11 protein-coding genes are annotated in these 14,958 nt (G+C 39.6%); 5 read left to right on the forward strand and 6 right to left on the reverse strand.

Translation table 11 applies throughout. The features are described 5' to 3' along the window. Positions 1–24 precede the first annotated feature (24 nt). Positions 25–1,221, forward strand: coding sequence for an anhydro-N-acetylmuramic acid kinase (locus tag IPP61_09860; GenBank protein ID MBL0325469.1), 1,197 nt, complete (start codon positions 25–27; stop codon positions 1,219–1,221). Here the strand turns inward: IPP61_09860 and IPP61_09865 are convergent, their stop codons facing one another. The 3 genes from IPP61_09865 to IPP61_09875 are packed head-to-tail and all read right to left on the reverse strand — an operon-like array spanning position 1,222 to position 5,116. Further along, positions 1,222–1,896, reverse strand: coding sequence for a hypothetical protein (locus IPP61_09865; GenBank protein MBL0325470.1), 675 nt, complete (start codon positions 1,894–1,896; stop codon positions 1,222–1,224). Positions 1,897–1,938: 42 nt separating this feature from the next. Further along, a complete protein-coding gene (locus tag IPP61_09870; GenBank protein ID MBL0325471.1) occupies positions 1,939–3,567 on the reverse strand; it encodes a DUF1501 domain-containing protein in 1,629 nt (542 codons plus the stop codon). 1 nt (position 3,568) lies between these two features. After that, entirely contained in the window at positions 3,569–5,116 is a 1,548-nt protein-coding gene (locus tag IPP61_09875; GenBank protein ID MBL0325472.1) for a DUF1800 domain-containing protein, read from the reverse strand. 155 nt (positions 5,117–5,271) lie between these two features. Between IPP61_09875 and IPP61_09880 the strand changes: the two genes are divergently transcribed. Together IPP61_09880 and IPP61_09885 are read left to right on the forward strand one after the other, a co-directional pair. Then, entirely contained in the window at positions 5,272–5,670 is a 399-nt protein-coding gene (locus IPP61_09880) for a helix-turn-helix transcriptional regulator (protein MBL0325473.1), read from the forward strand. Beyond that, complete coding sequence (locus IPP61_09885; protein MBL0325474.1) at positions 5,652–5,786, forward strand: AraC family transcriptional regulator; 135 nt, start codon at positions 5,652–5,654, stop codon at positions 5,784–5,786. Before IPP61_09880 ends, IPP61_09885 begins: the two co-directional genes overlap by 19 nt. A gap of 80 nt (positions 5,787–5,866) precedes the next feature. Here the strand turns inward: IPP61_09885 and IPP61_09890 are convergent, their stop codons facing one another. Then, positions 5,867–7,066, reverse strand: coding sequence for a pyridoxal phosphate-dependent aminotransferase (locus IPP61_09890; protein ID MBL0325475.1), 1,200 nt, complete (start codon positions 7,064–7,066; stop codon positions 5,867–5,869). Between the two features lie 357 nt (positions 7,067–7,423). On the opposite strand from IPP61_09890, the gene IPP61_09895 reads away from it, so the two are divergent. Continuing rightward, a complete protein-coding gene (locus IPP61_09895) occupies positions 7,424–10,282 on the forward strand; it encodes a gliding motility-associated C-terminal domain-containing protein (protein ID MBL0325476.1) in 2,859 nt (952 codons plus the stop codon). Positions 10,283–10,362: 80 nt separating this feature from the next. Here the strand turns inward: IPP61_09895 and greA are convergent, their stop codons facing one another. After that, positions 10,363–10,833 (reverse strand): transcription elongation factor GreA, encoded by a 471-nt coding sequence (gene greA, locus IPP61_09900; GenBank protein ID MBL0325477.1) that lies wholly within the window; start codon positions 10,831–10,833, stop codon positions 10,363–10,365. A gap of 347 nt (positions 10,834–11,180) precedes the next feature. Continuing rightward, positions 11,181–13,427: a glycoside hydrolase family 3 C-terminal domain-containing protein gene (locus tag IPP61_09905; GenBank protein MBL0325478.1), complete on the reverse strand. Its 2,247-nt coding sequence runs from the start codon at positions 13,425–13,427 to the stop codon at positions 11,181–11,183. A 378-nt stretch (positions 13,428–13,805) separates the two neighbouring features. On the opposite strand from IPP61_09905, the gene IPP61_09910 reads away from it, so the two are divergent. After that, complete coding sequence (locus tag IPP61_09910; GenBank protein ID MBL0325479.1) at positions 13,806–14,726, forward strand: RluA family pseudouridine synthase; 921 nt, start codon at positions 13,806–13,808, stop codon at positions 14,724–14,726. Positions 14,727–14,958 lie beyond the last annotated feature (232 nt).

Below are 14,958 nucleotides of genomic sequence, written 5' to 3' on the forward strand. Positions count from 1 at the left end.
TTTAGGGTAAAATATGGATTTGGAATGAACGCCAATATTGAAAAACTTTATCAGATAGCCCAAAAACCTACCAAAAAAATCATCGGCCTGATGTCGGGGACATCGATGGATGGTCTCGATGTGGCACTTTGTCAATATGAAGGTAGCGGGCTCGATACTAAAGTGCAGGTGCTGAAATTTGAAACTGTACCATTTGACGACCACATCAAACATGAAATCAGGAAGATTTTTGCCAAAAAAGAAATAGATTTTCAGCAACTCTGTTTACTCAATCCCTGGATCGGGAATTTACATGGGAGCATTGTAAACCAATGTCTTGACCAATGGGAAATCGATAAAAATGAGGTGGATTGCATCGCCAGCCATGGGCAAACTGTCTTTCATGCTCCCAAGATTTTGCACCAGCTCCCCGACTTTCCCAATGGCACCTTACAAATAGGGGATGGCGACCATTTGGCCATAAGCACAGGTATTATTACTTTGTCGGATTTCAGACAAAAACATTGTGCTGCAGGCGGTGAAGGGGCTCCATTGGCCGTTTATGGTGACTATTTGATTTTTTCAAAACCCGGCCAGGACCGTATATTACTCAATATGGGTGGAATTTCGAATTTTACCTTTCTTTCGGGAGATTTGGATCCCGAAAAAGTATTTGCCACAGATACCGGCCCGGGGAATACGATGATTGATGGGCTTTCTCAGCGGCATTTTGATTTGCCTTATGATAAAGATGGGTTGATAGCAAAAAAAGGAAAAATCAATAAGAATCTGTTGGAGGCTCTGAAAGATAATGATTTTTTCAGAGGACCTATGCCCAAAACTACAGGGCCTGAACTCTTTAATCTTGAATTTTTGGATAATGCTATGCAAAAAAGTTTGACTACCGACCTCAGTACCGAGGACCAGATGGCCACACTTTGTAGATTTACAGCTGAGACGATTGCAGAAAGTTTGGGTAATTTACCGGATTTAGGGCAAAAATTTGACCTCTTTATGAGTGGCGGAGGCATGCATAATCCGATGATAGTAGGGCATTTGAAGGCTCTGTTGCCGGGTGTGAGTTTTTTCACTACTGACGATATCGGAATCAGCGGTGATGCAAAAGAAGCGGTGCTTTTTGCAACTTTAGCTAACGAAGCCCTCGCTGGTGGAAAAACAGACTTTGGTATCCGAAAAGGAGTGCCGAGCGTGAGTATGGGAAAGGTGAGTTTCCCGGGTTGATTATTTTTTCCATTTACCGATACCCAGGCCAATACCTGCATTAATGGAGGGCATAATATGAAAACCGAGACCTCGGGCTAGCATTCCTATGCCAAGGCCACCGGAGGACGAATAATAACCCGGAGGTTCGTATTCGTTATAATTATATGATGCCCGCACTCCAAGACCAAAAAATATATCAAATGCCGGGAAATAATCTTTTGGGACATATTCTCTGCCAACCAAAAAATTTAACCCCAGAACATTTACTTTGAATTTTGTATAATACGGAATGGGATTGTTAATATCCATGGCCATTAAACTATTGGGTTCAATTACGTTTTTGTACATTAATTCCGTATTGAAATATCCTCTTCCCGGTTTTTTTTCTGAAAATTTTCTAAAAAAACTCCTGTAATTGAGCCGGATTAATTTCATATCATAAGTGTTTGCGGCTTTTGTTTTTGAATTATTCCAGTATCCCAGATTTATCTGAAAACTTTTCTTTGGGCCTAAAAAATGCTCATAAGCCATCTCAAAATGTGGGTCATAATCAAACCAGATGGTATGAGGGATAATTTTTATGGTGAATTGTGGCAAAGAATCTGTGTTATTATTGCCAAAAACAAAATGTATTTTTAAAAATAAAATACTTACAGTTAGTGCTTTAGAAATTGTCAGAAATATTTTTTTCATTATTGGGTGATTTATGGAAGGGTGAAAAAAATAGATTTTAATTTAAATTTTCAAACATTTGAGATAGTGCAAGCGGTTATCTACCCTTATTGTAAGAATGTATAGGCCTGGACCTCCTAAAAGCTCAAGATACAAATTAAATAGACCTGAACGATATTTTTTCTTATGGAGTTGACCCATTACTTGCCCATTTGAAAAACTTTGGGTAATTGTAACAGTGGCAGGAAAATAGAGAGTCATGTTGATAAAGGCATCATTTCCTTGTACCGGATTGGGATATAATACAAATGTATCCCCCTGATCAATCACTGAAGGGTTATTGATATTTTCGGGTGAGTTTGGATCAGCATTTTGTTTTGGTACCTCGGGTGGGGGAGGAAGAGTAGGGTCTTCTTTTGTAACTTTAATAAAACCCTTTTGCTCTACATAAGCAAACTTAGAACCCAGTACTTTTTCTGCAAAATCGCTACTTTGACCAAACCAACTTACCATTATTTCATAATATATACTTCTGAAATCGACACTAAATCTGAGATTCTGGTGGTCTCGGAAGGGAAGAAAAATATAATGCCAGCCAAAAATTTCTCCTTTTACTTCTGTTCCAAACGCAAACATTAAATTAGAACTGCCATGGTCGGTACCCATACTACCGTTTTCATAAGGCCTTCGCCCAAATTCAGATGTTGTGATTCCGATTACTTTCTTGGCATGTCCAAGTTTTTCAATATCAGATTGAAAGGCACTGATTGCCTCGCTCATTTCGGCAAGAAGCCTGCCATGTAATCCGTCGAGACCACCTTGATTGGAATGGGTATCAAATCCTCCCAATTCTACAAAGTAAACTTTAGATTTTAGCCCCCCGTCAATAAGCCTGGCCACGAGTTTGAGTTGATTTGAAAGTGACTTATCAGAGTAAGTTTCAATATTTTTGCCATTATCAAAAGCTTTTTTTATAACTTTTGAATATTCATTGACCTGAATTCCGACATCATTTACATAGTTGAATTCGTTTTGAAAATAAGAAGACCCACCGATACTTATTTTATCAGATTCCACCGACTGTGCTTGCCTGTACATTTCATCTGCATTTTCAAGCACTATAGACTTCTCGCCATTTTCACCTCTAAACATTAATGAGGGGTTATGACCTATTTGCAGACAAAACGGGCTTTCGGGTTTTTCAGCTTCAGTATATTTATCAAAATATCTTCCCAGCCACCCTGTATGAAGAGGTGAAGAATCGTTGTTTGGTACAAGCCCGCTTAACCAAATATCTGTTGATCTGAAATGGCTGTAATTTGGGTTTTCATAACCCACTCCATGAATAACTGACAATTTGCCATCATTGTACAAGCCAACCATTCCTCCATTGGGGCCCAATTTTAGGCTTGGATGCATAGCCATTCCTTTTTCCTTGCTTATTGGAATCACCGAATTTTGAGGAATGTGTAATTTAGGACGATAAAGAGTATAATACGGATCCCATTCATAGGGAGTTATGGTATTGATACCGTCATTTCCACCAAAAAGTTGGACAATTACAAGTATATTGTCATTTTCGGAATAAGCCATTGCTGGCTGAAAAGCACTCAGATGCATTTTATCGATCCTGAGATTACTAACAACCCCCAGGCCCATAGTCGAATTTCTTATAAAGGCTCTTCTTTTCATTTTAATAAAGGTAATAGTCGGGGGCTTTAATTATTTCTTCTATCAAAGACCTTACTCTTTGTCCTGCCTGTTCCTGATTTTTTACGATTTCATACCATTCATAATCAGGGGCTCCCCCAGTTAGTACAGTCTGGTATTTTTTTAGCCGTGTAGCGTTGACTGGTCGGGCCAAAAACAACTCCAAAATTGCCGGGGCGAGTTTGCTCACATCATCATATCCGGTAAAGTTCTTTATCCAGTCACCAAGAGTGGAATCAGAACTCCCACCAAGAATTTCTTTCTGAAAATTTATTGTGGCGGGCAAGGTTTTGGTTGAAACCCAGTTGCGGTAGCCTTTCCATCCTGCTACATTTGGAGGGTTCAAAATTTCTAAACCCAAAGCCATCATTACATTTCTGGTGTACAAGTCACTGTAATCAAAATGGTGCGTAAATCCTACAATACTCTCGGCAGGTGACTTAAGCTGAACCCCAATATTGAGGTCATCAAAAAAATGCTGACTTTTAAATAGTGTTTTGAGCATTGGTTTAAATTCAAAATTGTTGTTTTTCAGAATCTGAGCCAATTGATCAATAATCGTAGCATCTGTTTTTTCAGGGTTAGCGTAAACAAAGTACTCATATAGCTTCTTCGAAATAAATTTGGATGCCTCAGTACCTTTTTTTGTTAGAATAACGTCAATTAATTTTTTTACTGAATATTCAAAAACATTCTTTTCGTTTATTTCATAATTTACATTAAAAACTTCCCCCATAAAAAGTTTCGGGTTTTTATCAAACTGATCTGCATTGAGATACGCTTCATAAGGAACATGTTCATCATAAAACATGGTAATTTTCCATCCAGTGAGAATTTTTGCAGCCTCCCTTATATCTTGTTCTGTGTAATTCCCAACGCCTAAAGAAAAAAGCTCCATTAGTTCCCGGGCATAATTTTCATTTGGAATTTCGTTAATGTTCTCATTGCCATTAAGATAGAGCAACATGGCACCATCAATCGAAATTTTTTCTAATAAAGTACGAAAATTCCCGGCGTAATTTTTCCTGAAAATGTCATTCTGACGATACATCGAAATGGCGGGAATATTGTTGCAAATGGCAAATTGTGTTGCAAAATGGTCATGCCAAAATAAAGTAGTTTTTTCCAGAAAACTGGCCGTATCTCTTTTCATCAGATTGACCCACCACGCCCCAAGTGTATAATTGTACTCTCCACGGTGTAAGGCTACTTTCTTTTCTTCATCTTCTTTAGCTTTTCCACTTAGATTATTGGGTTCCCGGAGTCGATCATTTACAAAAAATGGAGGAACCGGACTGATATTTCGGTCGCCGTTGGAAAACAATTCTTCCACTATCTCCCCTGCACGTTTACCCTCATATCTGTTGATAAGGTCGTGTGTGACATTGAACGATGCCCGGCGGAGAAGATGCTGTACTTGTAACCTTGTAAGGGGAATTGTATATTCATCGAGACTTCCACTAACTTTTGATCTGTGGATGGTGCCCTGAAAAACGGAGCTCCAAAGGTCTCTTCTCGATATACTGCCCATATTTAAGATTTGAAAATGGCTTAAAATTAACGATTAATTCCAAGACTTTCAAAGATCATTTAGAGCAATTTAACCATAAAAAATCTGAATATAACTAAATAAAGATAGTTTTTTGAAAAATAGAATTTTCTGATTCTCAAATAAAATTTTAATTTTTGGAAAGATCAAAACGTGGAATACAGTTTTGCAAAGAAACCGCGGACTTAATATATCCCAAGTTGCTAAGTGTATTTGACCTGGAAGGAATGCCAAGATTGGTAAAGTTTTTAGAAATCTTAGACGATTTGGCAAAAAGCAAAAATCTTGAATTCTTGTCTTCTGACCCCATTCAAATCAGAAATGAGGTGGACTCCGATCGAATCAAAAAAGTATTGGAACATGTAAGTGAAAACTTTCGAAATCCGATTAAACTCGATGACGTAGCACAACTGGCCAATATGAGTGAGTCGGCATTTAGCAGATATTTCAAAAAAAGAACCAGAAAAACATTCTCAAGTTTTTTGACCGATATTAGAATCGAATTGCATGTAAATTATTGCAAAATGACAAACTGAGTATCTCGCAGATAGCTTTTGACAGTGGATTTTACAACCTTTCAAACTTTTACCGTCAGTTTAAAACTACCAAGAAAATCACCCCACTGGCATATAGGATGAATTATATTGACTGACATTTATTATAAATATTTATTGATATAAAAAAAGCCTTCAGAATCTCTTCCGAAGGCTCTTTGTTTTTTTATATGTGTTCTTATTTCAAAGTCAAAATCGCAGTTTTGATTCTTCCGACCGCTTCTTTGAGAGCTTCATCAGATGCCGCAGTAGAAATACGGATACAATTTGGAGCACCAAATCCGGAGCCGGCAACAGTGGCAACAAATGACTTCTCGAGCAACCACATCGATAGATCGTCAGAGTTATTTATGGTGGTTGTTCCGTCAGTTTTTCCAAAATAATAACTTACGTCAGGAAATGCATAAAATGCCCCTTCCGGTACATTCACTTTAAATCCGGGAATCTCTTTCAACAAGCCCACTACCAGATCCCTTCTTAACAAATAAGCCCTTTTCATGGTTTCAGCGGCTGTCATGTCATCCCAAGCTACCAACGAAGCTCTTTGAGCAATATGGTTAGTTCCTGAAGTCACCTGACCCTGAAGTTTGTCTATTCCATCCACAATCCATTTAGCAGCACCAATATACCCTATTCTCCAGCCGGTCATGGCAAAACCTTTGGCCATACCGTTTACGGTGATAACCCTGTCTTTGATGGCTTCGATAGAGCCTATTGAGAAGTGGCCTTCTTCACGGAAATTGATATATTCATAAATCTCGTCAGCCAAAACATACACATTTGGGTGTTTTTCTATCACAGCCGCAATGGCTCTTAGTTCAGCTTCGCTATAAACTGAGCCCGTTGGATTGTTGGGCGAGGCATACATTACGACCTTGGTTTTGTCAGTGATGGCTGCTTCCAGTTGGTCGGCGGTTACTTTAAAATCATTTTCAAAAGCACCTTCCAATACCACTGATTTTCCTTCAGCCAATTTCACCATTTCACTGTATGAAACCCAATACGGAGCAAAAATGATAACTTCCTCTCCGGGATTAACCATCACGGCCAGAGCATTGGCCAAAGAATGTTTGGCTCCGGTCGAAACGATAATGTTTTCAGGTTTCCAATCTATATTATTGTCTCTCTTAAATTTTTCGGCTATTACTTTACGCAGCTCAGGAATACCCGCAACTGGTGTATAAGCATGAAAACCGGCATCAATGGCATCTTTTGCGGCATCGCAAATGTGCTTTGGTGTTTTAAAATCAGGCTCACCAATTGAAAGGTTTATCACTTTGTGTCCCAGAGCAGCCAGCTCTCTTGATTTTTTTGACATTGCCAGAGTTGCAGATTCTTCCAGATTATTGATTCTGTCGGCAAGCAAATTTGTACTCATGATTTTGTTATATTTAATGTTTCCCCAAAAACGTACCGGAAAGGCAATCTTTCCAAATTCGGGTGCAAAATTAAGTGTTATTGTGGGAATTGCCTTATAAAAATTTGGATTTTACGGATTCTAAATTTTCCTAAATCCATTTTTTTTCTTTGAAAATGGAGAGAATGGTTTTCATTAATTGATTTTTTTAACTGAATAGTACTATTTTTTTAGACAAAAGATATTGGATTTAGAAATAAAGAAAAGAATAATTCACTTCAGGAGTCGTTAAATAAAAGCAAATGGCTATTTTTGAAATCTTACTATTTGAAAGTTTTCTACGTATTAAAGTATATGGAAAACCAGAAGGAAAATTTTATGAACAAAAAACTACTCTTAATATTGGTTTTGGCTATTTTGGCACCTTTGGTATCCTGGGCCACACACCTGCGTGCGGGAGAAATAACCGCCACGAGGGTTTCTTCTAGCCAGCTCACCTACAAAATCACCCTTACCACCTATACTGACCAAATCAATGGTAAGCCCGCCAACGATGGACAGGAAACCGTTACTTTCAATTTTGGTTTTTCGACTACCAAACCGGAGATTTATAAAGTAAGCCGAAAAAAGAAATTCCTGATAAATCCTGCCACAATGTGCAATGTTTATGATACTACAATTACTTTTCCGGCACCTGGGCAATACACGATCAGTTGTGGAATCGTAAACCGAAACGAACGGACAATAAACTTGCCTCAACCGTCTGAAAACATCAGTTTTTTTGTACAAACCTCCATAAATATTAACCCGAGTTTTGGACTTAACAGTACTCCGGTTTTACTAAATATTCCTATAGACTCCGCCTCATTAGGCTCCAAATTTATTCATAATCCGGGGGCCTTTGACATTGATGGCGATAGCTTATCTTACAGGCTTACAACTCCCAAACGAGACAAGGGCACCGATACCGGTGTCGGAGAATTTATTGAGGGTTATCTTGACCCAAGTACCGTAGGTCCGGCTCCGATTCTTAATGAGGCAGGTAGTGGTCCGGCTACTTTCAGGATTGACCCCCGCACAGGTGACTTAATATGGGATGCTCCAAGGGAAATAGGGCAATACAATGTGGCTTTTATCATCGAAGAATGGAGGAAAGCCCCAAGTGGTAACTATTTGAAAATAGGGGAGATAGTAAGAGATATGCAGATTATTGTGGTGGAATCTACCAACAAAAGACCACTTCTGGAAGTACCCGATGAAGTATGTGTGGAAGCAGGGAAAAGAGCAGAATTTGAGGTGAAAGGTAAAGATCAGGACGACCAGTCATTAAAGCTTACCAGTTCAGGCGGAGTTTATAATCTTGATGCCAGTGGATTGCCAATAAAGTTTATAGAGCCCGAAGCTGCGACTTTTAAATCAACACCTGCCAATAAACTCGTAACAGGTACTTTTGCCTGGAATACCAACTGTCTTCATGTGCGTGATCAACCATACGATGTACTATTTAAAGTGGAAGATTCACCAGGGCGTTTTAGCACGTCTTTGGTTGATATTAAAACCATGAAAATCACCGTGTTGCCACCTACTCCGAAAGACCTGGTTGCTACTGAACAGGAAACAGGCGTAAAACTCACCTGGAAAGCAGTGACAGGATGTAAGACAGAGGGAAAAATTTTGGTTTATAGAAAAAATGGTTGCAGCGGTTTAAACCCTGGTGAATGTATTGCAGGTATGCCTGCTGATTGGGGATACACCTTGTTGACTTCGGTAAATACTTCAGACACAACTTATACCGATCTCAGTACCGAAAAAGGTGCAATTTATAGTTACAGATTGGTTACAGAAATACCGGTTAATAGTTTTGTGAAAATGCAAAGCTCGCCATCGATAGAGTTTTGTGTGGGTAGCGAAATTAAAAAAGGTATGAATGTAATTACCAAAGTTTCTATTGACAAAACCGATCCTCAAACAGGCGAAATTACTATCAACTGGACCAAACCTATTGATTTTGATTCAAAAATCGACAAAGGGCCTTATGCTTATAAACTTCTGAGAACCATAGGATTAGGGGGTGAAAGCTTTGAATTGGTTCACACTCAGGTGACTGCATTTGATGGCTCCGTTGATACTCTTTTTGTGGACAAGGGTCTAAATACCAAAGACAATATTTATCGCTACAAAGTAGAGTTTTATACAGAATCAGAAAAACTATACAGCACATCGCCTCAGGCTACTTCAGTTAGACTCGATGTGAGTCCGGAAGATAAAAAACTCAAACTTAAATGGGAAGCCAATGTGCCCTGGAAAAACGACAATCAGGTTCATTTGATTTATAGAGAAGATAAACAAAAAGCTGGTTCTTTTAATTTGATTAAAAAGCTGGAAGTAGGAGGAATTTCTTCTTTCACATATATCGATGAAGGTAAAGATACCGAAACAGATGATGGGGATATTTCGGTTGAAATTCAAAATAAAGAAAATTATTGTTACTACGTGATAACCCGGGGCCTATACGAAGAACTTCCGCTTTTAGGACTACTCCAAAATGCCTCTCAGATTGCTTGTGGTAGCCCAGCTGACAATACTCCTCCATGTAAGCCTGACCTCGTCGGAACTCCAAATGGCTCAGGCTCAGGTTGTGAGGGACTTACCGCTGAGGATTTTTGTAACAATGATGTATTTGTCAACAAAATCTCCTGGAATGCTCCGGCCTCAACAGGTACCGGGGAATGTCGGCAGGATGTGATTTCATACAGTATTTTTTATTCGAGATATGAAGACGAAGAACCCCGCTTGATTGCTGTTCAGGACGCCGCATTGGGTACAACTTTCAATCATAAACGTAATTCAAAAGATGGATTTGCCGGCTGTTATTATATTTCAGCAAAAAGCAATCTGGGTGGTGAAAGTACCATGAGTAATAAAATTTGTTTTGACAATTGTGAGGACATCAGTTTTCCAAATGTATTTTCACCCAATGGCGATGGCAAGAATGACACTTTTAGCCCCATGAATTGCCCGGCATTTATCAATACCATCTCTTATGATATTTTTGCTTCTACGGGCTTAAAAGTTGCCACCGGTAGTGAATCAAGTCTCGACTGGGACGGACGGGATTCAAACGGGAAGCTTTTACCCACAGGTGTTTATTATTACCTGATTACAGTAAAATTTGAGAAATTAAGCCGGGAAGGTAGCATCAAAACCTTTAAAGGATATATATCTCTTCTAAGATAAATCAAAAGAGGAGCCCTAAAGCTCCTCTTTTTAATATTTTTAGGGTACCTGGTACTCGCAACCCGGTACTCAAAATTTATTTACATCGATATTTCAACGACTTCAACCTCCACCATTCCGGCAGGAGCCTGAATCTGAGCCTTATCGCCAACTTCTTTTCCCAGTAAACCTTTGGCAAACGGCGAATTGATTGAAATTTTTCCTTGTTTCAGGTCGGCTTCTTCTTCGGCCACCAGGGTGTAAGTCATCAAAGCACCGTTTTTCACGTTTTTGATTTTTACTTTATTCATCAGCGAAACCTTCGAAGTATCAATGGTTGACTCATCGAGAATTCTGGCATTGGCCATCAAAACTTCAAGTTTCGATATCTCGCCTTCCATCAGTCCCTGAGCATCTTTAGCTGCATCATATTCGGCGTTTTCAGACAAGTCACCTTTGTCCTTAGCTTCGGCTATGGCTTGTGATATTTCTCTACGGCCTTTGGTTTTGAGGTCGTGGAGTTTGTTTTTCAAATTATCATATCCTTCCTGTGTATAATATTGAAATGACATGGTTAGTATTTGTTTAAATATGTTTAGTACTAAAAAAAAACACCCGCCCTCTCAGGCTGGGTAGAAAAAAAAAGAACGGCGAAAATCGACCGTTCCTGATTATTGTAAATATCAGAAACTACGTTACGTTTTGCTTGAAAATGTATTAGTCTTTTTTTGCATTCCTTTCAAATGAGGCACAAAGATAATAGATTTTAGAAATTTGTCAAGAAATAATTTGATAGCTAAGAAATTATCATTCAGAAAGATTTCAATTTATTGATATGTTTTTTGGCATTTAGAACAAAAAACTCTCCTGTTAAAAGAAGAATTGAAACAGGAGAGTATTATTAAAAGCAAAATCAAACTCACTTCAACACCAGCTTCACTTCACTCAGGTCTCGGGAGTTGGGACCCACCATGATTTTGAAGTCGCCTTTTTGGAGTAAAGTGTTGCCATCGGCATCATAAAAGCTGAGTTTGGTGGCAGGAAGCTCAAAAGTAACCCTAGCGGTTTCTCCGGCTTTTATGGCTACCCGTTTGAAATCTTTCAGTTCTTTTACTGGTCTAACCGGCTGAGCCACAAGGTCTCTGATGTAAAGCTGCACAATCTCGGTACCATCAACATTTGAGCTGTTTTTTACTTTTACGCTTACGGTCACACTTTCGTTTTGGTTGAATTCAGGTTTCGAAATGCTAAGGTCGCTGTATTCAAATTTTGAATAGCTCAAACCATACCCAAACGGAATCAGAGGCTCGTTAGGGGTATCGCGATATCTTGAAACCCAAAAATCACCCGGGCCTTCGTTGCCATCTTTATGAGGGCGACCACTGTTGTAATGGTTATAATAAACCGGAATCTGACCCACCGACACCGGGAACGACATAACGGTTTTAGAGCTCGGGTTTACTTCGCCACTCAAAATGTCAGCCACGGCATTTCCATGCTGTGTGCCGCCAATCCAGGTATAAAGAATGGTATTGTATTTGGCCATCAATTCGGTGATAATCATCGGGCGACCTGCCTGCACCAGCACCACCAAAGGCTTATTGGTGAGTTTTGCAGCTGCCAGCATATCCATTTGACCTTTTGATGGCTCAGGGTTACCCAATGAGCGGGCTTCCCCTGCCAAATCTCCATAAAGACCTATAGTTGCCACTATCACATCGGCTTTTTTTGCTGCTGCTTTTATTTGAGCCTCAGCACCGGTTTCCAGCTTTCCGTCCCGATTTACACCTTTCACAAAAGTGATCGTTGCTCCCGGATATTTGGCTTTCAATCCTTCCAGCACGGTTACCGTATTTTTATGATCTCCCAAACCTTTCCAGAAATCCAGAACATCGTTTTGACTTTCAGCCAAATGCCCTAAAACCAAAATACTTTTTGGTGATTTAAGCGGAAGGAGATTATCTGTGTTTTTCAGCAAAGTCATACTGTTTGCGGCGGCTTTTCTGGCTGCTGCAAGGTTTTCTGCAGTCAATAAACTGGCTTTTTCTTTGACTTCATCGTGGTATTTGTAAGGATTATCAAATAGTCCCAACCTAAATTTCAGTTCCAAAACTCTGGCTACGGCAGCATCAAGCAATGCTTCCGGCACTTTGCCATCTTTAACCGACTGAGCCAAAGTATTTCGCATTACACCTGATTCCATGTCCATATCTGAGCCCGCTTTGAGGGCCATTATGGCGGCTTCGGTTTCATTGGCTGCATAGCCATGGGCCATCATTTCACCAAAAGAAGCCCAGTCTGACACAATCATACCCTTAAAACCCCACTTGCCACGAAGCACATCATTTACCAGATAATTGTTGCCCGATGCCGGCTCACCTTCGAATAGGTTGAAGCTGTTCATCACCGTTGCTGCCCCTGCTTCTACGGCTGCTTTATACGGTGGTAAATAATAATTCCATGCGGCATAGCGGCTTACGTCAACGGTGTTGTATTCCCTGCCGGCTTCTGATGCACCGTATATCGCAAAGTGCTTGATAGTAGCCAGCACATGATTTTCGTCAAAGTTGCCTTGAAAACCTTTCACTCTGGCAGCGGCCAATTGAGCCTGTAGGTAAGGGTCTTCGCCCGAGCCCTCCATCACACGGCCCCAACGCGGGTCACGTGACACATCCATCATAGGAGCGAAAGTCCAGTGCAATCCCATGCTCGAGGCTTCTTTGGCGGCTATTTCGGCTGCTTTAAATGCCCCCTCAGTATCCCAGGCACTGGCTTCGGCCAATGGTATAGGAAAAATGGTTTTGGCACCGTGAATAATATCAAATCCAAACAACACCGGAATACCCAGACGAGATTCTTCCACAGCGATACGTTGCACTTCTTTGGTCTGAGCTGCCCCTACTACATTAAGAAATGAGCCTACTTTGCCCTCTTTCAAAAGCTTCACTTTGCCTTGTTGCCCGGGGTCATTGGCTACTGCCGGACCGGTTAATACGCCACCGTTAACCTGGTTGAGCTGACCTACTTTTTCGTCGAGAGTCATTTTCGAAATCAAATCCCGGATCCTTTGCTGTACCGGTGCACTGGCGTCTTTATAAATGGCTTTTTGACCAAAGCTTAGTCCCGAAACAGCCATTGCCGATACTATCAGAAGTATTTTTTTCATAAATTAAGAATATATTTAAAGATTGAATTTTCAAAATTTGGTAACCTATAACCCCAAATTCACACCAAAGTAAGGATTTTTATGGAAAAAACTTAAAGCAAATACTCATAATACAGAATGAAATTGGTCAATAATGGGAATTGGGAAATTTCAGATTGCATTTTATTGAGGCATTTAAACTGCTGCCTTTTAAGTTTTTGAATTCAAAAAAATATTTATGAATCTGAAGGATTTTTAAGGGAATTACAACAAAACATTTAAATTATTAAAAGATAAAAAAAGCGAAAGCAGGAAAATGGGATAATAAAAATTTGTAGGTTTGAATCTTGAATTTAAAAAAGAGGCAATTCAGACTTTTGGCACGAAACCAGGTTTTTAATGAGGCAAACGAAAGATTATAAAGTGAAGTTTTCACAAAAGAAAAAAGGCAAACCCGCCGACCTCAAACTCGAAGTTGAAAAAGATGCCGAACTTTTGATTTTTTTGCTGGAAAAAATGCCCCATAAAAGTCGGAACGATGTAAAAGTGTTGCTACGGGATAAGCATGTTTTTGTAGAAAATAAAGTCATCAGTCAGTTTAACCAGCCTATAAAAACCGGTCAAAAGGTTGAGATACGTTGGGAAAAACCACCCGAAGAACAGCGGTTGAGAGGTTTGAAAATAGTATTTGAAGACCAATATTTGATTGTAATAGAAAAAGAAGCAGGGGTGCTTTCTATGGCTACCGAAAAACAAAAAGAAAACACTGCCTATAGTGTTTTGAGCGAATATGTGAAAAAAGCTGACCCTGCCAACCGCATTTTTATAGTCCATCGCCTCGACAAAGACACCTCGGGCATCATGATGTATGCCAAAAGCGAAAAAATACAAAAGGTCCTGCAGGAAAACTGGAATGAAAATATTCTGGAACGTACCTATCTGGCGGTGGTTGAGGGAAACCCAAAAGAACCCAATGGGACAATTATATCCTATTTGGTAGAAAGTAAAGCTTTGATAGTGTATTCGACCAAAAATCCTGAAAAAGGTCAAATGGCAGTTACGCACTATGAAACTTTCAAGGCTTCAAAAAGTCATAGTTTGCTAAAAGTAAACCTGGAAACCGGCCGCAAGAACCAGATTAGGGTACATATGCAGGACCTGGGTCATCCGGTTATTGGTGATGCCAAATACGGAGCCACCACCAATCCCATAAAACGTCTGGGTCTTCATGCTTGGGTGCTATCATTCACTCATCCTATAACCAAAGAAGCCATGCGTTTTGAAACTGAGATACCGAAAGTGTTTTTGGGGTTGTTTTGAATTGCAACGGCCGTTTAGCACTATTTTTTTTGAAATTACCGAAATTGCATAAATATTTTTAACTTGCATTCGTTGATTTACAAGGCTGAAAACTCTTGTAAAAGAACCAGAGAAAACTGTATCATTAAAACTTAAAATATCATGGCAAAATCAAAAGACACCAAAAAAGAGGCCAAAAAAGAACCGGCTAAAACTGCAAAAGAGAAAAAGCAGGAAAAGCTTGAAAAGAAAA

The organism is Cytophagaceae bacterium, assembly GCA_016722655.1.
In the GTDB taxonomy this organism is placed as follows: Bacteria; Bacteroidota; Bacteroidia; order Cytophagales; family Spirosomataceae; genus Leadbetterella.